Here is a 21008-nt window from a genome sequence, read left to right on the forward strand (position 1 = left end):
CGCATCAGGGCAACGATTTGGCCGAAACGGACCTATCGTGACGCTAGCGTAATGAAAAAGGCCCCCGGACAATGGGTCCGGGGGCCTTGATCGACGAGAAGGAAATGCCGGTCAGTCGATGCGCGGCAGCGTCTCGAACTGGTGATAGGGCGGCGGGCTGGACAACGTCCATTCGAGCGTCGTCGCCCCTTCGCCCCAGGGATTGTCCCCGGCGGGCTTTCCGGCGACCAGCGACCAGATCAGGTTGATGAAGAAGATCACCATGCCCGCCGCCATGATCTCATAGCCATGGGTCGCAACCGCGTTCCAGGTCGCATAGGCGTCCGGATAGTCGGGATAGCGACGCGGCATGCCCTGCAACCCCAGGAAATGCATCGGGAAGAACAGCAGGTTCACGCCGATGAAGAACACCCAGAAATGCAACTGGCCGAGCAGCTCGCTATACATCTTCCCCGACATTTTGGGGAACCAGTAATAGAAGCCGGCGAACAGCGCGAACACCGCGCCCAGCGACAGGACGTAATGGAAGTGCGCGACGACATAATAGGTGTCGTGCATGTAATCGTCGATGCCACCATTCGCCAGCACCACGCCGGTCACGCCGCCGACCGTGAACATGAAGATGAAACCGATCGCCCAGACCATCGGCGTCTTGAACGACAGCGAGCCGCCCCACATGGTCGCGATCCACGAGAAGATCTTGATGCCGGTGGGCACCGCGATGATCATCGTCGCGGCGGTGAAATACATCTTGGTGTTCACGCTCAGGCCGGTGGCGAACATATGGTGCGCCCACACGACGAAGCCGACCACGCCGATCGCGACCATGGCATAGGCCATGCCGAGATAGCCGAAGACGGGCTTGCGGCTGAACGTCGCGATGATCTGGCTGACGATGCCGAAGCCCGGCAGGATCATGATATAGACTTCGGGGTGGCCGAAGAACCAGAAGAGATGCTGGTACAGGATCGGGTCGCCACCCCCGGCGGGATCGAAGAAGGTCGTGCCGAAATTACGGTCGGTCAGCAACATGGTGATCGCGGCGGCCAGCACCGGCAGCGACAGGAGCAGCAGGAAGGCGGTGACCAGCACCGACCAGACGAACAGCGGCATCTTGTGCAGCGTCATGCCCGGTGCGCGCATGTTGAAGATGGTGGTGATGAAGTTGATCGCGCCCAGGATCGACGACGCCCCCGCCAGGTGAAGCGACAGGATCGCCATGTCCACCGATGGCCCCGGCTCGCCGAAGGTGGATAGCGGGGCATAGGCGGTCCAGCCGACGCCCGCGCCCGACCCGAAGAAGGGCGAGGCGAGCAACAGGGTGAAGGCCGGGATCAGCAGCCAGAAGGACACGTTGTTCATGCGCGGGAAGGCCATGTCCGGCGCGCCGATCATGATCGGCACGAACCAGTTGCCGAACCCGCCGATCATCGCGGGCATGACCATGAAGAACACCATGATCAGCCCGTGCGCGGTGATCAGCACGTTCCACAGGTGCAGCGACTGGTCGAGGCTCTGCGCCCCGCCGTGCAGCATCCCCGCCCAGATACCCAGATACTGGATGCCCGGCTCGCGCAACTCGGCGCGCATCAGGCCGGAGATCGCGCCGCCGATGATCCCCGCGACGATGGCGAAGATCAGATAGAGGGTGCCGATATCCTTGTGGTTGGTCGACAGGAACCAGCGCGCGAAGAAGCCGGGCTTGTGATCGGCGTCATGGTGCGCGTGGTGATGGTCCTCATGACCGACAAAGGCCGATCCGGGGTGAAGTGCGGTGTCGGTCATGGCTTATTGTCCAGCGTTGCCGGGGCCCGCCGGATTGCCGGTGGCGCCCTGCGCGGAAGAGGGGGACTGAGCGGGTGTCGAGGCGTTGTCCGCCGGGCCGGTCACCGCCTCTGCGGCATTGGCCTGCGCGGCTTCGGAGGCCGAGCCCGCGGCCCCCGGCTGCGGGATGACGGAGGAGGAGGGGGCCTTGGAACCCGGCATCTGGCCGCCCTTGGCCGCAACCCAGGCGGCGAACTGCGCCGGGCTCACCGCCTGCACCGCGATGGGCATGAAGGCATGGCGCGCGCCGCACAACTCGGAGCATTGCCCGAAATACAGGCCCGGCTTGTCGATGGTGAAGCTCGTCTCGTTCAACCGGCCGGGCACCGCGTCCAGCTTCATCCAGAAGGCCGGGATCGCCCAGCTATGGATGACGTCGTTGGAGGTGGTGATCAGGCGGATCGGCACGCCGACGGGCAGGACGATGCGATTGTCGACCGCCAGCAGGCGCGGACCATCGGCATCGGTGCGCGCGCGCTCACCCGGCGCCACCTGATCCTTTTCCTTCAGCATGTTGGCGGTGATCTCGATCCCGCCATGGTCGGGATATTGATAGGTCCAATACCATTGGTTGCCGATCGCCTTCAGCGTGACGGCCCCGGCGGGGGCGGGCTTGAACTGCGCCTGGAGCAGCCCGATCGAGGGGATGGCGATCAGGACCAGGACGACGACGGGGCCCAGCGTCCACAGCACCTCGACCAGCGTGTTGTGGCTGGTCTTGGACGGCACCGGATTGGCGGCGCGGCGATAGCGGAACACGACCCAGGCGAGCAGCAGCAGCACGAGGATGCAGATGATCGTGATGACCGGCATCAGCACGCCATTGTGCATCCAGTGCGCGAACTCGCCGTTGCGCGTCACCTGCGGCTGAAGCCCGATGCGGCCGTCGATCGGCAGGCCGATATTGGGGTCGATGGTCGTCGCGGGTGCACCGTCCTGCGCCAGTAGCGGGCTGGTCGGTGCGGCGGTGGCGGGCGCGGCGGCGCTGGTCGGGGCGGTGTTCGAGACGCCCTGTCCCTCGGCGGCGGCCTGCGGTGCGGGGGCTGCGGCGGGGGGAGCCTGGGGCGTCGCCAGCGCAGTCCCCGACAGCGCGGCGCAACCCAGCCCGGCGGCGATCGCCAGCGCCTTCATCCGTTTCGGCATCCTCATCCTCCGGGGTCCGGACATGCGCTTGACCTCGCTCATCCCGCTTTCGTCTCCCATCCTCCCTCGCCTGTCCGTCGGTGGTTCGACGGGCTGAGACGGGGCGTCCTGTCATTTTTGTTGAGGCGACTATAGCACGGGACCGCGCCCCCTCAACCCTTGAGCGTCGCATGGCCGATTGCATGGGGCGAAGGGCGATCCTATGAGGCCGGGTCATCTGACCGATGCCGGAGTTGCCCCATGACCGATGAAGACGTCCTCGCCGAGTTCCGCGCCGCCGAGGCGCTGCTCGAAGGGCATTTCATCCTCTCCTCCGGCCTGCGCAGCCCGCGTTACCTGCAATGCGCGCGCGTCCTGATGGACCCGGCCCGCGCCGCCCGGCTGTGCGAGGCGGTGGCCGCGAAGATCCCGGCGGAGATCCGGGAGCAGATCAGCGCCGTCGTCGCCCCCGCCATGGGTGGCGTTATCGTCGGCCACGAAATGGCGCGCGCGCTGGGCGTGCCCGGCATGTTCCTGGAGCGGCCCGAGGGAACCTTCCACCTGCGTCGCGGCTTCCGGCTGGATGCGGGGCAGAAGGTGCTGATGATGGAGGATGTGGTCACCACCGGCCTGTCCAGCCGCGAGGCGATCGCCGCCATCGCCCGCGAAGGCGGCGAGACGATCGCGGCGGCCTCGCTGGTCGATCGCTCGAACGGCAAGGCCGATCTGGGCGTGCCCTTCTTCCCGCTGATCCGGCTCGACGTGCCGAGCTACAGCCCCGACGACCTGCCTCCCGAACTGGCGGCGATCCCTGCGATCAAGCCGGGGAGCCGGGCGGCGGCATGACCGAGCATCTGCGCCTGGGCGTCAATATCGACCATGTCGCAACCGTGCGGAATGCGCGCGGGGCGGGCTATCCCGATCCGGTGAAGGCCGCGCTGGTCGCCGCCGAGGCTGGGGCGGACGGCATCACCGCGCATCTGCGCGAGGATCGGCGGCACATCACCGACGACGATATCGCGCGGCTGTCGGCGGAACTGACCGTGCCGCTCAACCTGGAGATGGCGGCGACGGAGGAGATGCTGGCCATCGCGCTGAAGCACCGCCCCCACGCCGCCTGCATCGTCCCCGAAAAGCGCGAGGAGCGCACGACCGAGGGCGGGCTCGACGCCGCCGGGCAGCGCGAGTGGCTCGGCCCCATGGTCGCGAAGCTGGGCGAGGCGGGCATCCGCGTCTCGCTGTTCATCGAACCCGATCCGCACCAGATCGAGGCGGCGTTGAACCTGCGTGTGCCGGTCGTCGAACTGCACACCGGCCGCTATGCCGAACTGGATGGCGAGGCGCGTACCGAGGAACTGCGCCGCCTGTCGGATGCGGCGGCGCTGGCGGCGAAGAACGGGATCGAGGTTCATGCGGGCCATGGCCTGACCTATGACAATGTCGCCCCCATCGCCGCGATCCCGCAGGTGCGCGAGTTGAACATCGGCCATTTCCTGATCGCCGATGCGGTGTTCGTCGGCCTGCCCGAAGTCGTGCGCAAGATGCGCGCCGCGATGGATATGGCGCGGTGAATCCTCCCCGGCACGGGGAGGGGGACCAGCCGCAGGCTGGTGGAGGGGGCGTGCCCCAAATGACTCGCGTGGTGGAGAGCCCCCTCCACCATCGCTTCGCGACGGTCCCCCTCCCCGTTCCGGGGAGGATCTTGTGATCATCGGTCTCGGCTCCGACCTCTGTAATATCGAGCGGATTCAGGCCGCGCTCGACCGGCACGGGGCTCGGTTCGAGGCGCGCTGCTTCACCGAGGTCGAGCAGGCCAAGGCCGCCAAGCGCCCCTTCACCCGCGCGGGCACCTATGCCAAGCGTTTCGCCGCCAAGGAGGCCTTTTCCAAGGCGGTCGGCACCGGCTTCTCCCACGGGGTGTTCATGCGCGACATCGGCGTCGTCAACAAACCCGGCGGCGCGCCGACGCTGATGCTGACCGGCGGCGCGCGCGAACGACTTGACGCGATGACCCCGGCGGGCCACGTCGCCTATATTCACTTGACCATGACCGACGATCACCCCTGGGCCCAGGCCTTTGTCGTGATCGAGGCGAGACCGGAAGTTTCCGCATGAAGGACGCGGTGTTGGACACGAACCAGGGCACGCCCGCGGACGAGGCGGTCGCCAAGCCGTCGGAATCCGCGCCGCCCGCCAGGAAAAAGGGCACCGACTGGTGGTCCGAGGTCAAGGGGCTGTTCTGGCTGCTGCTGATCGTGCTGGGCTTTCACAGCTTCATCGCCAAGCCCTTCTACATCCCGTCCGAATCGATGCTGCCCGGCCTTCGCGTCGGCGACCGGCTGGTGGTGAGCAAGTTCGCCTATGGCTGGTCCTATATCTCGCCGACCATCCCCAACCCGATCGCGATCTTCCAATCGGTCGTGCTGCGCCAGCCCGAACAGAGCTGGAGCGCGCAGCTTCCCTTCATCCATGGCCGGTTGTTCGGCTCGCTGCCGACGCGCGGCGATGTGGTGATCGTGACGCCGCCGGGCACGCATAACGATTATATCAAGCGGGTGATCGGCCTGCCCGGCGACCGGCTGGAGGTGCGCGACGGCACCGTCATCCTGAACGGCAAGCCGGTCGAGCGCGGGCCGCTGCATTATGTCGACATTCCGGTCGACACCAACAGCCCGTGCAAGGCCTCCGACTATGGCGAGGAAGCCAAGGTGCGGCTGCCGAGCGGGGAGTGGGTCTGCCATCTGCCGATCGTGACCGAGACCCTGCCCAACCACCGCCGCTACGACACGGTCGAGCTGGGTTGGAGCCCGGGCGACAATTACGGGCCGATCACCATCCCCGCCGACCATGTCTTCCTGATGGGCGACAATCGCGACCGTTCGGCGGACAGCCGCTTCTCGCTGGCCGAATTGGGGCTGGGCGGGCCGGTTCCCTATGAGAATATCGGCGGTCGTGCCGAATTCGTGACCTTCAGCCTGGATGGCGATGCGACGCTGAACCCGCTGACCTGGTGGGGTTCGCTCCGTTCGGGCCGGGCGGGCACCTCGCTCCATCCGACGACGGTGAAGCCGGGATCATGAGCGATCCCGCCCCGCTGACCGATGCCCCCGCGCCGATCGAGTTCCGCGAGGGCTTCGTCCGGCGGGAACTGACGCGCGCGGCGATCTGGCTGGGCCTGATCGCCGCGATGGCGGTGACGGTGTTGCTGGTCCAGCCGTTGCTGGTGATCTTCGCCGGACTGGTCTTCGCGACGTTGCTCGATGGCGGCGTCCGGCTGCTGGGCCGGGTGTTGCCGATCGGGCGCGGCTGGCGGCTGCTGATCGTCGTGCTGGCGGTGACGGCGTTCCTGCTCGGCACCTTCTACCTGACCGGGGTCGAGGTGACCCAGCAGGTGACCCAGCTTCGCTCCACCTTGGAGACTCAGGCGGGGCGCGTGGCGAGTTGGCTGTCGTCGCAGGGGTTGATGCCCGGCACGTCGGACATCAACGGCATGCTCAAACAGTCGCTGGGGTCGATCGGTCGGCTGACCTCCTGGGTCGGCACGGCGGTGGGCGCGGTGACGTCGCTGTTCATGATGCTGATCATCGGCCTGTTCCTGGCGATGGACCCGGAAGGCTATGCGCGCGGTCTGCAATGGGTGGTGCCGCGTGCCGCCCGGCCCGAATTCGCGATCACACAAGCACGGGTGATGAGCACGCTGCGCAAACTGCTCGCCGGACGGCTGCTCGGCATGGCGTTCGAGGGGGTGCTGACCGGCATCGCGCTGATGATCGGCGGCGTGCCCATGGCGCTGCTGCTCGGCATCATCGCGGGGATATTGGCGTTCATCCCCAATATCGGCGCGATCATCACCGGCGTGCTGATGGTCGCGGTCGGTTTTTCGGCGGGCACCGATGCGGGTTTCTGGGCGATCGGCACATACTTGGTCGTGCAGACCTTCGACGGTTATGTCGTGGTGCCGATGGTCGCAAAGCGCACCGTCGACCTGCCCCCGGCGCTGACCCTGTCGACCCAGATCATGGCGAGCGCGCTCTTCGGCATTCTCGGTCTGGCGCTGGCCGACCCGATGACCGCGATGATCAAGTCCGCGCTACAGCGCCGGTCGGAGCGCGAGGCGGCGCGCGACGGCGACAGCGCGCGTGCCGAATCCGACATCGCCTGACGCCAGCTCGTCGCGTCGCTGCCGGGCGGTGACGATCGAGTCGAATAGCGCCAGATAGCGCTCCGCCGAATCCTGTCCCGGTTGCGGCACGGGATCGGGACGGGGCGCGACCGGGTTCAGCCAGTGCCGCAACCCCGCGACCAGCGCGCCCAGATCCTCGCGCGGAACGATGGTACCCAGCGAGGGATCGGTGACGATCTCGTGCACCGCCGGACTCGAATCGGTGGTGACGACCGGCGTGCCCACCGCCAGCGCCTCGCGCAGCACGCCGGGTACGCCTTCATAATCGGACGGCAGCGCCAGCACCGGCGCGGCGGCCATGGCGGCGGTCGGGTTGGCGACATGGCCGGGCAGCGAGACGCGATGTTCCAGCCCCAGCACCGCGATCTGCGCGGTCAGCGCGGGCCGCAGGCTGCCCTCGCCCAATATGGTCAACCCGACATCCTCGGGCAGATGGGTCAGCGCGGTGATCAGCCGGTCCCAGCGCTTCTGCGGCTCCAGCCGTCCGACCCCCAGGATCCGCCGACCGGGCGGCAGGATCGTGTCGGGGCCGCTGGCGGGGAGGGCGGAGGGCGGGTTCGGGATGACCGCGACCGACAGCCCGGTCGCCTCTCGCGCCGCCCGCGCGGTGGCGGGGGTCATCGCCACCAGCGAGTCGAGGAACAGCCGGTGCCGGGCCAGCCATTGCCGCTGGCCCCAGGCGACGATCGGATGATGATCGCCCCGGTCGACCGCGTTGGACATCTTGCCGACGATCGGCGGGCACGCGCCCGCCAGCCGCAGCCGCGCCCAGGCCGCCATGCTGGTATAATGATTGCCGGGACAGAAGATGATGTCGGGCCGCGTCCGGTCGATCATCGCGGGCAGGGTGGTGCACAGCCCGGTATAGCGTTGGTGCCCCAGAGTCACTATCTCCACCCCCGACGGCACGCCGTGCTGGAACTGGCCGCTTTCCTCGCCCAGCACCAGGGTCACCCGCCGGCCCTGCCGCGTCCAGCCCTGGAGCATGCGGGCCAGTGCGGCCTCCACGCCGCCACGCATGGCCAGCGCATAGGTCAGGATGTGATCGGCTGGCATGAGCTCCGTTAACGGATGAGGAGGGGATCGGGTGCCGGAGGTACGCGCAGCTTGTCGCGGAAATATGTCAATTCCAGCCCTAAGGTGGACACAATCGCCCCCCAAAGGTGAATTCTTATTCAGGTGCGAGAAAGCAGTGTTGAGGTTAGCGGGCGCCACCGGCGAACGCCGCCGAGGAATCTCCCTAACGTGCAGAATGAACGAGATGATCCCATGACCCCGCAACAGGCCGTGCCTGTCGGACCCCCGGCCGCAACCGGTGCCCCCGTGGCGCGCGACATCGCCGCGCTGGAGCCGTTGAAGACCGTGAAGCGGCGCTGGCCCGCCATCATCGGCGCGGTCCTGACCATCGCGATGGTGGTCGGATTGGGGCAGGAACTACTCGGGCGCGGGCTGGTCGGGCTCAGCCATTCGGTGCCGACCAACCCGCTCTTCTATGTCGTGTTCGTCGGGCTCTACATGGCATTGCCGATCGGCGACTATATCATCTTCCGCCGTCTCTGGGGCATTCCGATCAGCGGCCTGGCCGCGCTGATCCGCAAGCGGATCGCCAACGAGGTCGCCTTCAGCTATTCGGGCGAGGCCTATTTCTACGCCTGGGCACGGGCCCATGCGAAGATGGTCGCGGCGCCGTTCGGCGCGGTGAAGGATGTCGGCATCCTGTCGGCGATCGCGGGCAATGCGATCACCCTGTTGATGATCGGCCTGGCCCTGCCGGTCGGTCGCGAACTGCTGACGCCCGAGCAGTTGCGGCTGGTCTGGGGATCGATCGCGATCGTCATGGCGACCTCGCTGCCCTTCCTGATCTTTTCGCGACGGGTCTTCTCGCTCGACCGCAAGACGCTGTGGTGGATCTTCACGGTTCACTGCGTGCGGCTGATCGCCAATTCGCTGCTGGTCGCGCTGGCCTGGCATTACGGGATGCCGAGCGTGTCGCTGGGCATGTGGCTGTTCCTGTCGGCGGCGCGGCTGCTCGTGTCGCGCCTGCCGCTCGTGCCCAACAAGGACCTTCTTTTCGCCAATTTCGCGATCCTGTTGATCGGGCAGGATCAGGAATTGAGCGAGTTGATCGCCTTCACCGCGGCGCTGACCCTGTTGGTCCATGTCGTGCTGATCGCGGGCTTTGGTCTGACGGCATTGGTGCGGAAGGTACGCGCATGATTCGCGTGATGAAGATGGTGGCGGCGATCGGGCTGGCGGCGATGCCGCAGGTGGCGAGCGCGCAGATCCTGGGCAGCGACGCGGCGGCCTGCACCAATGGCGGCCCCGCCATCCTGGCGCGGATCGAGGGGCTGAAGGATCGCAAGGGCAATCTGAAGCTGGAACTCTATCCCGCGAACGACGAGGATTTCCTGGCGGATGACGGCGTGCTGGAGCGGGCGGGCAAGACCTTTCGCCGGGTGTCGGTGCCGACCCCGGCGGGCGGCGGCGCGATCGCCATGTGCATCCGCGTGCCGCGCCCCGGCCGCTATGCGCTGCTCTTCACCCATGACCGCGACGGCAAGAACAAGTTCAACTTCTGGAGCGACGGGGCGGGCTTCCCCGCCAATACCAAGCTGGGCCGCCGCAAGCCGCCGCTCGCCTCCGCGCTGATCGACGTGCCGAACGGCGTGGCGACGACCACCATCCGGGCGCAATATCTGCGCGGGCTGGGCGGTTTCGGCCCGGTAGAGTAAGGGGAAGACGATGCGTATCGTCGACGTCAACGAATTCTACTCGCCCACCGGCGGAGGCGTGCGGACCTATATCGACCGCAAGATGGCGATCCTGGCCGAGATGGGCCATGAACTGATCGTCCTCGCCCCCGGCACCGAGGATGTGGTCGAGGAGCGTCCGGGCGGCGGCAAGATCATCTATATCAAGGCGCCGCGCCTGATCCTGGACACCAATTACGGCATGTTCTGGGACGGCGCGCCCGTGTGCCGCCTGCTCGACGAACTGGACCCCGATATCGTCGAGGTGTCTTCGCCCGCCAAGCCCGCCTGGTTCGTCGCCAGTTGGCAGGGGCGCGCGAAGAAGGTCTTCTTCATGCACAACGACAATGTCGGCACCTATCCGGTCCGCTGGCTGGATGGGCTGGTCGCGCAGGAGCGGGTGGAAGACTGGTTCAGCTGGTACAGCCGCTACATGAACCGATTCCTCGATCATTACGATCTGGTGCTGTCCAACGGCCCGGCGCTGGTCAAGCGACTCGGCAAGCGCGGCGTGCGGGTGGACGAGGGGATTCCGCTGGGGATCGAACGGCATTTCTTCTCGCCCGATCACCGGGACGAGAAACTGCGCGCCGCTTTGCTTGCGCAATGCGCGCTGCCCGAGGACGCGCATCTGCTGCTCGGGCTGGGGCGGCATCATCCCGAAAAGCGCTGGCCGATGGTCATCGACGCGGTCGAGCGGGTGGCGTCGAGCCGTCCGGTCGGCCTGATCCTGATCGGTGGCGGTGTCGCCAGCCGCACGCTGGAGAAGCGCATCGCGGGCAGCCCCCATATCCGCCTGTTCCGCCCGGTCTATGACCGCCCGCGCCTGGCCCGGATCATGGCGAGCTGCGACGCGCTGGTCCATGGCTGCGAGACCGAGACGTTCGGGCTGGTCGCGTCGGAGGCGCTGGCCTCCGGCCTGCCGCTGGTGGTGCCCGATTATGGCGGGTGTGCCGAGGTGGTGAGCCCGCTCTTCGCCGAGACCTTCCGCGCGCGCGACGGCGCCGCCTGCGCCGAGGCGATCGAGCGGCTTCTGTCGCGCGACCAGCGCGTGCTGCGCAACGCTGCGCGGGTGGCGGCGGGCAAGGTGTTCAGCGACCGCGACCATGCCGAAGCGCTGATCGCGCGCTATCAGCAATTGCTGGACGAGGGCGAGCAGCGGCGGGCGGTCGCCTAGGCGGACCTTTTCGAGGGCCTACGAGTATGTCACCATGACAAAAATGTCATGGGAGGCGGTTCGTGAGTCGCATCTGGGCAGTCGCTGCGGGCATCGCGCTGACTCTATCCGGCGGGGCGCAGGCCGGGGACCGGCCTCCGGTCGAAAGCTGGGGCAAGCCCGGTGTCGGTTTCGACCAGTATCGCGCCGATGCGGTCGAATGCGCGAAGATCGGCTATTTCCGCGACGTCTCGCAGGATGAACCGGCCAAACGCTTCATCCGGGGGTTCGAAACGGCGGACAACGGCCTCAACCAGCCCGGCACCCCCAATATCGGTGCATGGATCGATTCGGTGCAGCGGGTAAGGCCCGAACGCCAAAAGCGCGACCTTCATCGCATTCAGGTCGGCGATGTCGAACAATGCCTGACCGGCAAGGGCTATCGCAAATTCGCCCTGAGCCGATCCGAGGAGAAAAGGCTGGCCGCTTATCCCAGGGGATCGGAGGCACGGCATCGCTACCTCCATATCCTGGCGGCGCGCTGATCAGGCGGCGAGCAGGTCGGCGTAGCGCGAAGGCGTGTGGGTCTTCGCCAGCCGCGAATAGGTCTTGTCGATGCTGTCGAGCAGTGCGGGCACGCCATTATCGCCGGGATGCACCGCGACCCGCGCGACCGGCGTGGGGCGCAGGCCATGGCGCAGCACGGCGGCGGCGGCGAGCGAACTGAGCTGTCGCCCGCGCGAACGGCTCGCCCAGGTGACGACGGGGCCGCGCGCGATGACCTTGCCATCGGTCGGCGTCCAGACCCGGAAATGATCCTCCGCCAGCCCGAATCCGGCATCGCCCAGCGCCAATCGCGCTTCGTCCGAATAGAGCCAGGCGGGTGCGATGAAGCCGGTGGCGCGGCGACCGATGATGTCCTCGATCAGCGCGGTGCCGCGCTGCATCCGGCGCAGGGCTTCCGCACGATCCAGGCCGACGAACTCGCCTTCGCCCGCGGTCATGTGCCTGGCCTTCAACGCGGTTTTCGAGTCGGTGTGGACCATGTCGTCCTTGTGCGACCAGCCATGGACGAACATCTCGATCCCCATGTCCGCCCAGTTCCGCAGCCGCGTGGCAAAGGGCGTACCCGGCGCGATGGGCGCGCTGTTCCAATGGTCGGGGATGACCAGCATGGCCAGGCGCGGGCCGCCCAGATGCCCCGACAGCCGGTCGAACAGCGCATCGACCGCCCCCTCGAACCGGGGGGACACGTCGTGGATCGAGGCGAGAAGGCGTTTCATCGCGCCGATTTATAGACGCTGATCGTTTCATTGCCCATCGGCAGTTTCGCGGCGAGCCGGTAGCCGTTCGCCATTGCGGCCATCACACGGGCATGGGCGGCGGGCCGTTCGCCATTATAGGGCGGGCGCATCACCACCACGGCGGGATGCTGGGCCAGGATGCGGGCGATCTCAGCATCCTGGTCGACGCCGGTGGCGCCCGCCTCCCGCGCGCGGCTGAGATGCGCGGGCACGATATAGCGTGACAGGGTGCAGCGCCGGGTCGCGACATAGAGCATGGTGCTGCCCGAATAGACATAAAGGCACCCCGGCCCTTGGCCGACCGCCTGGGCCAGCGCGGCGAACTGGGTCCCTTCGCCACGCTCATGGCGCAGCGCGACCAGCACGATCTGCCCGGCCAGCGCCACGGTCAGCAACAGGGCAGGGGCATAACGCCGCCGCCACGCCTCGCTCCTCAGCATCGCCGCAGCAGCAGTGCAGGCGGGGAGCAGGATCGGCAGGCCGTAATGGTCGAACCAGGGTCGGAACAGCAGCACGCCGATGATTGCCGCACCCAGCCAGACCGCAAGGAAGGTTCGCTCGCGATCGGGCTCCGCCCGCTTGAGCCCCAGCACCGCCAACGTGACGATGGGCGAAAGGATCAGGACCATCTGCCCCAGATTCCCCGCCAGCTCGGGCAGCGGATCGGGGTTGCGGTGGAAGATCGACAGGAAATTGGCGTAGAGAAAGGCGTCCCACTGCCCGATGGCCGCATAGACTCCCGCCGCCAGTGCGGTGGAGGCGAGCGCCACGACCACCAGGCCCACGCCGTAGAGGATCAACGCGACCGGCGACCGGCTCCGCCGCCATTCGCTGGCCAGCAGCCAGAGGCCGAAGACCATCCCCTCAAACACGGCCGAATATTTGATCTGGAGGACCACGCCGACCAGCGCCATCGCGACCAGCCCCAGGCTGCGTACCCGCCGCCGATCCGACTCCAGGATCGCCCAGGCCGCGCCCATCATCAGCAGATTGTAGAAAACCGGCGCTTGGCCCCCCTGGCCGCCCAGCAGGTCGAGCCACAGGATATAGGCGATCCCCCCCGCCGTCGCGCCCGTGCCCCAGCCCAGCCGCTCGGCCAGGCGCGCGATCAGCCAGCCGGTCGCGACGACACTGACCAGTGCCATCGCCTGATAGGCCCAGATACCCGCCGGAAAGCCGAACGCGGCGGGCACCGCATAGAGCAGGAACAGCCCGATCGGCTTGCGGTCCCACACATCGACGAACGGCCATGCGCCCTGCCACAGGGAATGGCCGGTGAAGAAATAGAATTCCTCGTCCACATGGACCACCGGATTGCCGAAGGTCAGCGCGCGGGCGGCCAGCGCGACGGCGAGCAGGATCAGGAGGCGGTGGGTGCCCGAGGAGGTGGGACGATCTGAAGCAAGTCTCTGCATTCCAAAGGGTCCAGAATCATTCCTCCCCTGCAAGGGGAGGGGGACCATGCGAAGCATGGTGGAGGGGTGTCCCGCTATCGAGAGGGGTGACACCCCTCCGTCAGGCCTACGGCCTGCCACCTCCCCTTGCAGGGGAGGAAAGGGGCTAGCGAGTCGCCGTCACGAAATAGTCGAGCGCGGTCGAGTCGCTGACCATGAAGCCCTTGGTGGGGGAGTAACTCAGCCCCCGCACATCACGCACGGTCAGCCCGACTTCGGTCAGTAGCGCGCTCAACTCGTCCGGCGTCAGGAACTTCGACCAGTCATGCGTCCCCTTGGGGATCGCGCCGGTCCCCTCGGCGAGGGTGATCAGCGCCAGCTTCGACAGCGGCGTCCGGTTGGGCGTCGACAGGATCATCAGCCCGCCCGGCGCCAGCGCATCGGCCAGCCCACGCACGAATCGCGCGGGGTCCGCGACATGCTCGATCACCTCCAGCGAGGTGACGAGGTCGAACGTCTCGCCCGCCAGCCCCTCGACGCTGCCCGCGCGATAGTGGATCTCCAGCCCCGACTGCGCGGCATGGGCGGCGGCGACCGCGACATTCTCCGGTGCGGCGTCCAGCCCCGTCACCTCCGCCCCAAGCCGGGCGAGTGGTTCGCACAACAGCCCCGCGCCGCAGCCGACGTCCAGCGCGCGCTTGCCCTTCAGTGGCGTAAAACCCTGCCCATCGGCATCCCAATGCAGGTCGATCTGCTCGCGAATGTACCGCAGCCGGGGCGGGTTGAGTCGGTGCAGCATCGCGCTCGACCCCTTGGGATCCCACCACTCGGCCGCCATCTTTCCGAAATGTGCGGCTTCGGCCCCGATAATGGTAGAATCGTTCAAATGGCTTGCGTTCGTCATGGGGGCTACCTATCAGGACCGCCGTTTTACCCCAAGGAGATTGGCAAAAACCGCATGGCCCGTATCGTGATGAAGTTCGGCGGCACCTCGATGGCCGGAATCGAGCGCATCCGCAACGTGGCGGCGCGGGTCAAACGCGAGGTGGAGGCGGGCCATGAGGTCGCGGTCGTCGTCTCTGCAATGGCGGGCGAGACCGACCGGCTGGTCGGTTTCTGCCGCGAGGCCTCGTCGCTCTACGATCCCCAGGAATATGACGTCGTCGTCTCGGCGGGCGAACAGATCACCAGCGGGCTGCTGGCGATCACGCTCCAGGCGATGGGCGTCCCCGCCCGCTCGTGGCTGGGTTGGCAGCTGCCGATCCATACCGACACGGCGTTCGCGAAGGCGCGGATCGGCGAGATCGACACCAGCGCGCTCGACCAGAGCCTGGCAGCGGGCGTGGTCGCGGTGATCCCCGGCTTCCAGGGCGTGGCCGAGGGCAACCGGGTGACGACGCTGGGACGCGGCGGCTCGGACACCAGCGCGGTGGCGGTCGCGGCGGCGATGAAGGCCGAGCGGTGCGACATCTATACGGACGTCGACGGCGTCTACACCACTGACCCGCGCATCGTGCCCCGCGCGCGGAAACTGTCGAAGGTCACCTATGAAGAGATGCTGGAACTCGCCAGCGTCGGCGCCAAGGTGCTCCAGACCCGCTCGGTGGGTCTGGCGATGAAGGAACAGGTGCGCGTGCGGGTGCTCAGCTCGTTCGACGACGCACGGGACGAAGACGGACATCGCGGCACGTTGATCGTGGGCGAAGAGGAAATCGACGATATGGAACGCCAGCTCATCACCGGCATCGCGCATGACAAGAACGAAGCCAAGATCACCCTGACCGCCGTGCCGGATCGCCCCGGCGCGGTGGGTTCGATCTTCGCGCCGCTGGCCGATGCGGGGATCAATGTGGACATGATCGTCCAGAATATCGCGCATTCGACCGGCTCGACCGACGTGACCTTCACGGTCCCTTCGGCGGACCTTGCGCGTAGCCTAGACGTGCTGGAAAAGGCGAGCGGCGAGATCGGCTATGGCAATCTGGTCCACGACACGCGGGTCGCCAAAATCTCGGTCGTCGGCGTCGGCATGCGCAGCCATGCGGGCGTGGCCTCGACCATGTTCCAGACGTTGGGCGCGCGCGGGATCAACATCCTCGCCATCACCACCTCGGAGATCAAGGTCAGCGTGCTGATCGAAGAGGACTATACCGAACTGGCGGTGCGTGTTCTGCACACCGCCTATGGCCTGGACGCGGACGCGGCGTAATTTATGGCCCCTCCCTGGGCTGGGTCTGGGGAGGGGCTTTTTGTTCGCGCGAAGACGCGAAGACGCGAAGCGTATTCAAGAAGACTGGTTCGCGCGGAGGCGCGGAGACGCGGAGGTGGCCTATCCGGCCGCGCCGCCGCTCCTTTTTCAACCATCGTTGATGAAGTGATGGCGCTGCCGCGCGCAGATCATCTCCGCGCCTTCGCGCGAACAAACTCTTCGCGTCATCGCGGCTTCGCGTGAACCAAATCTTGCCGTCCGGCCCTCTCCACGGCATGGAGCGCCGATGACCGATACCCTCACCACCACCGGCGAACAGCGCCTGGCCACCCGCATGGCGCGCGGGGCCGAATTCCTAGGCGCCGAGATGGCGATCATGGCGGGCGCCATGTCCTGGGTGTCGGAGCGCAATCTCGTCTCCGCCATGTCGAACGCGGGCGGCTTCGGCGTGATCGCCTGCGGGGCGATGACCCCGGAACTGCTCGACACCGAAATCGCCGCGACCAAGGCGATGACTACGCGCCCGTTCGGCGTGAACCTGATCACCATGCACCCGCAGCTGTTCGACCTGATCGCGGTGTGCGGCCGTCACCAGGTGGGCCATGTCGTGCTCGCCGGCGGCCTGCCCCCCAAGGGCGCGCTGGAGGCGATCAAGGAAACCGGCGCCAAGGTCATCTGCTTCGCCCCCGCACTGAGCCTCGCCAAGAAGCTGATCCGCTCGGGCGTCGACGCGCTGGTGATCGAGGGGATGGAGGCGGGCGGCCATATCGGGCCGGTCTCGACCAGCGTGCTGGCGCAGGAGATGCTGCCCGAGATCGCCGCCCAAGTGCCGGTCTTCGTCGCGGGCGGTATCGGCCGGGGCGAGGCGATCGCCGCCTATCTCGACATGGGCGCGGCGGGGGTGCAGCTCGGCACCCGCTTCGTCTGTGCGACCGAATCCATCGCGCATCCGAACTTCAAGAAGGCGTTCATCCGCGCCTCCGCCCGCGATGCGGTGGCCAGCGTCCAAATCGACCCGCGCCTGCCGGTCATCCCGGTCCGTGCGCTGAAGAATGCGGGCGGCGAACTCTTCACCGCCAAGCAGCGCGAAGTCGCCCAGGCGCTGGACGAGGGCAAGGTCGCGATGATGGAGGCCCAGCTCCAGATCGAGCATTATTGGGCCGGCGCTCTCCGCCGCGCGGTGATCGACGGCGATGTCGAGCATGGCTCGGTGATGGCGGGCCAGTCGGTCGGCATGGTGACCAAGGAAGAACCGATCGCCGACATCCTCGTCCAACTGATGGCCGAAGCCGCCGCCGCGCTGGTCGCGCGCGCCGCCTGATCCTCCCCGGTACGGGGAGGTGGCAGGCTGAAGGCCTGACGGAGGGGGCCTGCCTCATAGGACGTACCTGACGGAAAGCCCCCCTCCACCACCGTTTTGCGGCAGTCCCCCTCCCCGTGCCGGGGAGGATTTCGAACCCTCGGACATACGGCTCGCTTCATCGCACGGCTTACGACGTGTTAACCTCGATTCGGCATGACATGCGCCAACAGCCGGGGGGCGGGCTTGAAGGGATCAGGGTCATGGCGAGTTTGCGTATTGTATCGGGTGTGGCGATCGGCCTGTCGCTGGCGGGATGCGCCGCGCGCGAAACCGCCAAGGTCGCCCCGCCGCCGGTGATGATCCCGGCGCCCCAGCCGCAATATGCCAAGGCACCGCTGCCGCCTGGCGCGACGCCGGGGATGCGGATTCCCGCGCTGCTGCCCGATGGCAACTACGCCACGCCCAACCGCTCGCTGACCAGCGCGGCGACGATCTGGCACCTCCGCTCGGCGCTCAACGTCGCGGCGCTCGCCTGTCGCGGGCCGGACGAGGGGCAGATCGTCACCCGCTACAACACCATGCTGACGGTGCAGCGGATCACGCTGGCGGCGGCGGAAAAGCGCTATTCGGCGGAATATCAGTCGCAGGGCGGCGACTGGCGCGATCGCTATGACGATGCGATGACGCGGCTCTATAATTTCTTCTCCATCACCCCGGTGCGCAAGACCTTCTGCGCCGCCGCCGATCAGGTGCTGTCGGATATCAGCGGCGGACCGGCCAACGGGTTCGAAACCGGCGCGGCGGCGCATCTGGAAAAGCTGAACGCCCCCTTCATCGCCTTCTTCCGCGCCTATGACGCCTGGCGCGCGGGGACGATGGTCCCGGTCCAGCAGGCCGCCTCGCCGCTGACCATGGCCGCCAGCGCCAATCCGCCCGTCGCGCCGCGCCCCGCCGCGCAGCCGGTGCTGTCGAGCCAGCCGGTCCCCGCCGCCAAGCCCTATGCGCCACCGGTGATCAATCCGCCGAGCCTGACGGTGAATCCGGCGGCGCTCCAGTAAGCGGCGCCGGTACATCCCGCCCCATTGCGAGGGGCGAGGGAAGGAAAGCTCTTTAATACCGATCGACATCCAGGGTGCCCGGCACGCATTCCTCCCCTGCAAGGGAGGAATGCCAAGAACGTCGATCGTGCCTAGCCCTCGATCCAGAACAGCGATTCGACCGAACGCCCCAGCGCGCGTGCGAGTTTGAGCGCCAGCAGGGTCGAGGGTTGGAAGACGCCGTTCTCCACCGTGTTGATCGTCTTGCGGCTGACCCCGATCGCTTCCGCCAGGCCGCCTTGCGTCAGCCCCGCCGCCTCACGCGCCGCCTTGAGGTCGTTGGCGAGCGTTTCACTCATCGGCTGGCGCGCAGTTCCAGCGTGGCGAAGGCGACCAGCGCTGCCATAAGCCCGGCGGTTATGATTACGCGGCTGATATCGATCGCACTGAGCGGCCAAAGCGCTGCGACGATCATCGTCGCGGTCGCCGCTGCGAACATCGCCCAGAACCCGGCAGCGAAGCTCGATCGGCGATGGTCCCGCGTCGTCTCATCGTTCATGAGCTTCGAAACCTCGCCACAAGCTTTCCCGTGGAAGGGAAGGCTGGTCAGGTTGAGCGCGGTCAGGCCGATCATGACGAACCAAGGTGCGAGTCGGGCGGCGCCTTCGCTGTGCGTGCCGATCGCGAGGATGGCGGATGCCAGAAGCGTGATTGCCAGCAGATAAAATAGGATCGCCCGGCCACGGCTCTTGCGTTCAGCCTTCTCGATGAAATTCATGACGACCTCACTACAACACCGGCTGTAACCTATAGGTGTCATGTAACCCGTAGGTGATAGGCGTGCAAGTGCCTTCCTTCGATGGGACGGATGCGTTAACGAGCCGTCACCATGACGGTGACGGGAGACCACCAGCCGATCGGCGGCCGCTTCGAGGGGAACGAGCATCGTTTTCCGGTGCGCGTCTATTTCGAGGATACCGACCTGTCGGGCGTGGTCTATCACGCCAATTATCTCCGCTATATGGAGCGCGCGCGCTCCGACATGCTACGGCTCGCCGGGATCGACCAGCGCGCAGCGCATGAGGCGGGCGAGGGCGCCTATGCCGTCACCGACATCGCCATCCGCTATGCCGCCTCCGCACGGCTCGACGACGATCTGGTCGTCGTGTCGAAACTGACCGAGGTCAGTGCGGTGCGCGTCGTCATTCATCAGACAGTCAGGTGCGGCACGGTCAAGCTGACCGACGCGAGCGTGACCGTCGCCTGGGTCGGCCCCAATGGCCGCCCACGGCGACAGCCCGCCGACTGGATCGCCATCTACCAACGCCTTGTCTGGCAGGGGGACACCCAACACCCATGAATCCCGTCTTCAACATGGATGCCGCCACATTGTCGCCCGTCGCCCTGTTCCTTCAGGCCGATTGGGTGGTGAAGTTCGTGATGATCGGGCTGCTGCTCGCCAGCATCTGGACCTGGACGATCATTGTCGCCTTCTCGCGCAAGCTGTCGCGGACAAAAAAGGGCATGACCCGGTTCGAGCGCGATTTCTGGAAGGCGGAGGATATCGACGCCTTCCACCGGATGGAGCAGGACAGCGAGCTCCCCTCGGCACGCGTCTTTTCGGCGGGGGTGCAGGAATGGCGCCGCTCGACGGCGGGCGGGCATATCGACCGCGACGGCACGCGCGAGCGCCTCGCCACCGCGATGGGATCGGCGGTCGCGGGCGAGATCGACAAGCTGTCGGACCGGCTGAACGTGCTGGCGACGGTCGGCTCGGTCGCGCCGTTCGTCGGGCTGTTCGGCACCGTCTGGGGCATCATGCGCAGCTTCACCGGCATCGCGCAGGCGCAGAATTCGTCGCTGGCGGTGGTCGCGCCGGGTATCGCGGAGGCGCTGTTCGCCACCGCCATCGGCCTGTTCGCCGCCATCCCGGCGGTGATCGCGTACAACCGCTTCAGCCACGGCGTGAATCGGGTGGAGGCGTCGCTGAACCGCTTCGCCGACGGCTTCCACACCACGCTCAGCCGCCAGCTCGACCAAGCGCGTTGAAAGGGTAAGCGCGATGGCGATGAACCTTCCCTCCCGCTCCGGTCGGGGCCGCCGCGCGCCGATGGCGGAGATCAACGTCACGCCGCTGGTCGACGTGATGCTGGTGCTGCTGATCATCTTCATGGTGACCGCGCCGCTGTTGACCACCGGCGTGCCGGTCAACCTGCCCGACAGCCGCGCCAAGGCGCTGGAGCAGGAACAGAAGCCCGAGCAGATTTCGATCGACGATCAGGGGCGGATGTTCCTGAACGAGGATGAGATCAGCGAAGCCGACCTGCCCGCCCGGCTGGACGCGATCGCGGCGAGGAAAGACCCCGATGGACAGGTGCCGCAGGTCTATCTGCGTGCCGACCGGGCGCTGGATTATGGCCGGGTGATGCGGGTGATGGGCGAGTTGAACCGCGCCGGGCTGAACCGCGTGTCGCTGGTCACGGTCGAGGGCGGCGCTGGCGAGGGGGCGGGTCCCCGCTGATGGAGCGTGGTGAGCGGATCGGACTGGCCGTCGCGGTCGCAGGACATATCGTCCTGTTCGGCCTGTTGTCGGTCGGCTTTCTGGCGACGCCGAACCCCGAAAAGCTGAAGGTCACGCCGATCGACATCTCGCTGGTCAAGGATGTCGGGCTGGAGGCCGAATCGCCCACGCCCAACCAGCAGCCCGCCCAGTCGATCGCGCCGGA

Annotated in this window: 24 protein-coding genes; 16 read left to right on the forward strand and 8 right to left on the reverse strand. The window is 67.0% G+C overall.

From position 1 onward, the window contains the following. Window positions 1-111 precede the first annotated feature (111 nt). Together ctaD and coxB are read right to left on the reverse strand one after the other, a co-directional pair. Window positions 112-1785, reverse strand: coding sequence for a cytochrome c oxidase subunit I (gene ctaD, locus OXQ33_RS11835; protein WP_267434892.1), 1674 nt, complete (start codon window positions 1783-1785; stop codon window positions 112-114). Window positions 1786-1788: 3 nt separating this feature from the next. Next, a complete protein-coding gene (gene coxB / locus OXQ33_RS11840; protein ID WP_267434893.1) occupies window positions 1789-2973 on the reverse strand; it encodes a cytochrome c oxidase subunit II in 1185 nt (394 codons plus the stop codon). Window positions 2974-3207: 234 nt separating this feature from the next. Between coxB and pyrE the strand changes: the two genes are divergently transcribed. The 5 genes from pyrE to OXQ33_RS11865 all read left to right on the forward strand — a co-directional run bounded on the left by pyrE (window position 3208) and on the right by OXQ33_RS11865 (window position 7108). Beyond that, a complete protein-coding gene (pyrE, locus tag OXQ33_RS11845; RefSeq protein ID WP_267434894.1) occupies window positions 3208-3792 on the forward strand; it encodes an orotate phosphoribosyltransferase in 585 nt (194 codons plus the stop codon). Further along, the gene (locus OXQ33_RS11850) at window positions 3789-4517 is read left to right on the forward strand and encodes a pyridoxine 5'-phosphate synthase (protein ID WP_267434895.1); all 729 of its coding nucleotides are present in this window, start codon (window positions 3789-3791) and stop codon (window positions 4515-4517) included. The genes pyrE and OXQ33_RS11850 overlap by 4 nt, the downstream gene beginning before the upstream one ends. Before the next feature lie 133 nt (window positions 4518-4650). Then, on the forward strand, window positions 4651-5061 hold the full coding sequence (gene acpS / locus OXQ33_RS11855; RefSeq protein WP_267434896.1) for a holo-ACP synthase: 411 nt from the start codon (window positions 4651-4653) through the stop codon (window positions 5059-5061). Further along, window positions 5058-6026 carry a signal peptidase I gene (gene lepB, locus OXQ33_RS11860; protein ID WP_267434897.1) on the forward strand — a complete coding sequence of 323 codons (969 nt, stop codon included), beginning with the start codon at window positions 5058-5060 and terminating at the stop codon, window positions 6024-6026. Before acpS ends, lepB begins: the two co-directional genes overlap by 4 nt. Continuing rightward, window positions 6023-7108: an AI-2E family transporter gene (locus tag OXQ33_RS11865; RefSeq protein ID WP_267434898.1), complete on the forward strand. Its 1086-nt coding sequence runs from the start codon at window positions 6023-6025 to the stop codon at window positions 7106-7108. The genes lepB and OXQ33_RS11865 overlap by 4 nt, the downstream gene beginning before the upstream one ends. Here the strand turns inward: OXQ33_RS11865 and OXQ33_RS11870 are convergent. After that, window positions 7037-8185 (reverse strand): glycosyltransferase, encoded by a 1149-nt coding sequence (locus OXQ33_RS11870; protein WP_267434899.1) that lies wholly within the window; start codon window positions 8183-8185, stop codon window positions 7037-7039. The genes OXQ33_RS11865 and OXQ33_RS11870 overlap by 72 nt on opposite strands. A 213-nt stretch (window positions 8186-8398) precedes the next feature. On the opposite strand from OXQ33_RS11870, the gene OXQ33_RS11875 reads away from it, so the two are divergent. The 4 genes from OXQ33_RS11875 to OXQ33_RS11890 all read left to right on the forward strand — a co-directional run bounded on the left by OXQ33_RS11875 (window position 8399) and on the right by OXQ33_RS11890 (window position 11580). Then, window positions 8399-9346: a hypothetical protein gene (locus OXQ33_RS11875; protein ID WP_267434900.1), complete on the forward strand. Its 948-nt coding sequence runs from the start codon at window positions 8399-8401 to the stop codon at window positions 9344-9346. Continuing rightward, complete coding sequence (locus OXQ33_RS11880) at window positions 9343-9861, forward strand: DUF2141 domain-containing protein (protein WP_267434901.1); 519 nt, start codon at window positions 9343-9345, stop codon at window positions 9859-9861. The genes OXQ33_RS11875 and OXQ33_RS11880 overlap by 4 nt, the downstream gene beginning before the upstream one ends. A 10-nt stretch (window positions 9862-9871) precedes the next feature. Beyond that, window positions 9872-11056 carry a glycosyltransferase gene (locus OXQ33_RS11885; RefSeq protein WP_267434902.1) on the forward strand — a complete coding sequence of 395 codons (1185 nt, stop codon included), beginning with the start codon at window positions 9872-9874 and terminating at the stop codon, window positions 11054-11056. Between the two features lie 62 nt (window positions 11057-11118). Further along, window positions 11119-11580, forward strand: a complete 462-nt coding sequence (locus tag OXQ33_RS11890) for a hypothetical protein (protein WP_267434903.1) — start codon at window positions 11119-11121, stop codon at window positions 11578-11580. Here the strand turns inward: OXQ33_RS11890 and OXQ33_RS11895 are convergent, their stop codons facing one another. The 3 genes from OXQ33_RS11895 to ubiG form a co-directional block, all read right to left on the reverse strand. Next, window positions 11581-12318, reverse strand: coding sequence for a polysaccharide deacetylase family protein (locus tag OXQ33_RS11895; RefSeq protein ID WP_267434904.1), 738 nt, complete (start codon window positions 12316-12318; stop codon window positions 11581-11583). Continuing rightward, window positions 12315-13754: a hypothetical protein gene (locus tag OXQ33_RS11900; protein ID WP_267434905.1), complete on the reverse strand. Its 1440-nt coding sequence runs from the start codon at window positions 13752-13754 to the stop codon at window positions 12315-12317. Before OXQ33_RS11900 ends, OXQ33_RS11895 begins: the two co-directional genes overlap by 4 nt. A 145-nt stretch (window positions 13755-13899) precedes the next feature. Then, complete coding sequence (gene ubiG / locus OXQ33_RS11905) at window positions 13900-14637, reverse strand: bifunctional 2-polyprenyl-6-hydroxyphenol methylase/3-demethylubiquinol 3-O-methyltransferase UbiG (RefSeq protein WP_267434906.1); 738 nt, start codon at window positions 14635-14637, stop codon at window positions 13900-13902. Between the two features lie 54 nt (window positions 14638-14691). Between ubiG and OXQ33_RS11910 the strand changes: the two genes are divergently transcribed. The 3 genes from OXQ33_RS11910 to OXQ33_RS11920 all read left to right on the forward strand — a co-directional run bounded on the left by OXQ33_RS11910 (window position 14692) and on the right by OXQ33_RS11920 (window position 18303). Then, window positions 14692-15942 carry an aspartate kinase gene (locus OXQ33_RS11910; protein WP_267434907.1) on the forward strand — a complete coding sequence of 417 codons (1251 nt, stop codon included), beginning with the start codon at window positions 14692-14694 and terminating at the stop codon, window positions 15940-15942. Between the two features lie 286 nt (window positions 15943-16228). Next, the gene (locus OXQ33_RS11915; RefSeq protein WP_267434908.1) at window positions 16229-17263 is read left to right on the forward strand and encodes a nitronate monooxygenase; all 1035 of its coding nucleotides are present in this window, start codon (window positions 16229-16231) and stop codon (window positions 17261-17263) included. 242 nt (window positions 17264-17505) lie between these two features. Next, window positions 17506-18303, forward strand: a complete 798-nt coding sequence (locus tag OXQ33_RS11920; RefSeq protein WP_267434909.1) for a hypothetical protein — start codon at window positions 17506-17508, stop codon at window positions 18301-18303. A 131-nt stretch (window positions 18304-18434) separates the two neighbouring features. Here the strand turns inward: OXQ33_RS11920 and OXQ33_RS11925 are convergent, their stop codons facing one another. Both OXQ33_RS11925 and OXQ33_RS11930 read right to left on the reverse strand, forming a co-directional pair. Beyond that, window positions 18435-18641, reverse strand: a complete 207-nt coding sequence (locus tag OXQ33_RS11925; RefSeq protein ID WP_267434910.1) for a helix-turn-helix domain-containing protein — start codon at window positions 18639-18641, stop codon at window positions 18435-18437. After that, window positions 18638-19060: a hypothetical protein gene (locus OXQ33_RS11930; RefSeq protein ID WP_267434911.1), complete on the reverse strand. Its 423-nt coding sequence runs from the start codon at window positions 19058-19060 to the stop codon at window positions 18638-18640. The genes OXQ33_RS11925 and OXQ33_RS11930 overlap by 4 nt, the downstream gene beginning before the upstream one ends. A 111-nt stretch (window positions 19061-19171) precedes the next feature. Between OXQ33_RS11930 and OXQ33_RS11935 the strand changes: the two genes are divergently transcribed. The 4 genes from OXQ33_RS11935 to OXQ33_RS11950 all read left to right on the forward strand — a co-directional run. Continuing rightward, window positions 19172-19642, forward strand: a complete 471-nt coding sequence (locus tag OXQ33_RS11935) for a YbgC/FadM family acyl-CoA thioesterase (RefSeq protein WP_267434912.1) — start codon at window positions 19172-19174, stop codon at window positions 19640-19642. After that, window positions 19639-20331 carry a protein TolQ gene (tolQ, locus tag OXQ33_RS11940; RefSeq protein WP_267434913.1) on the forward strand — a complete coding sequence of 231 codons (693 nt, stop codon included), beginning with the start codon at window positions 19639-19641 and terminating at the stop codon, window positions 20329-20331. Before OXQ33_RS11935 ends, tolQ begins: the two co-directional genes overlap by 4 nt. Window positions 20332-20344: 13 nt before the next feature. Continuing rightward, window positions 20345-20803: a protein TolR gene (gene tolR, locus OXQ33_RS11945; protein ID WP_267434914.1), complete on the forward strand. Its 459-nt coding sequence runs from the start codon at window positions 20345-20347 to the stop codon at window positions 20801-20803. Next, a partial coding sequence (locus OXQ33_RS11950) for a cell envelope integrity protein TolA (protein ID WP_267434915.1) occupies window positions 20803-21008 on the forward strand: 206 nt, incomplete at its 3' end. The genes tolR and OXQ33_RS11950, both read left to right, overlap by 1 nt.

This window comes from Sphingomonas sp. GM_Shp_1 (genome assembly GCF_026540895.1).
Classification (GTDB): Bacteria; Pseudomonadota; Alphaproteobacteria; order Sphingomonadales; family Sphingomonadaceae; genus Sphingomonas.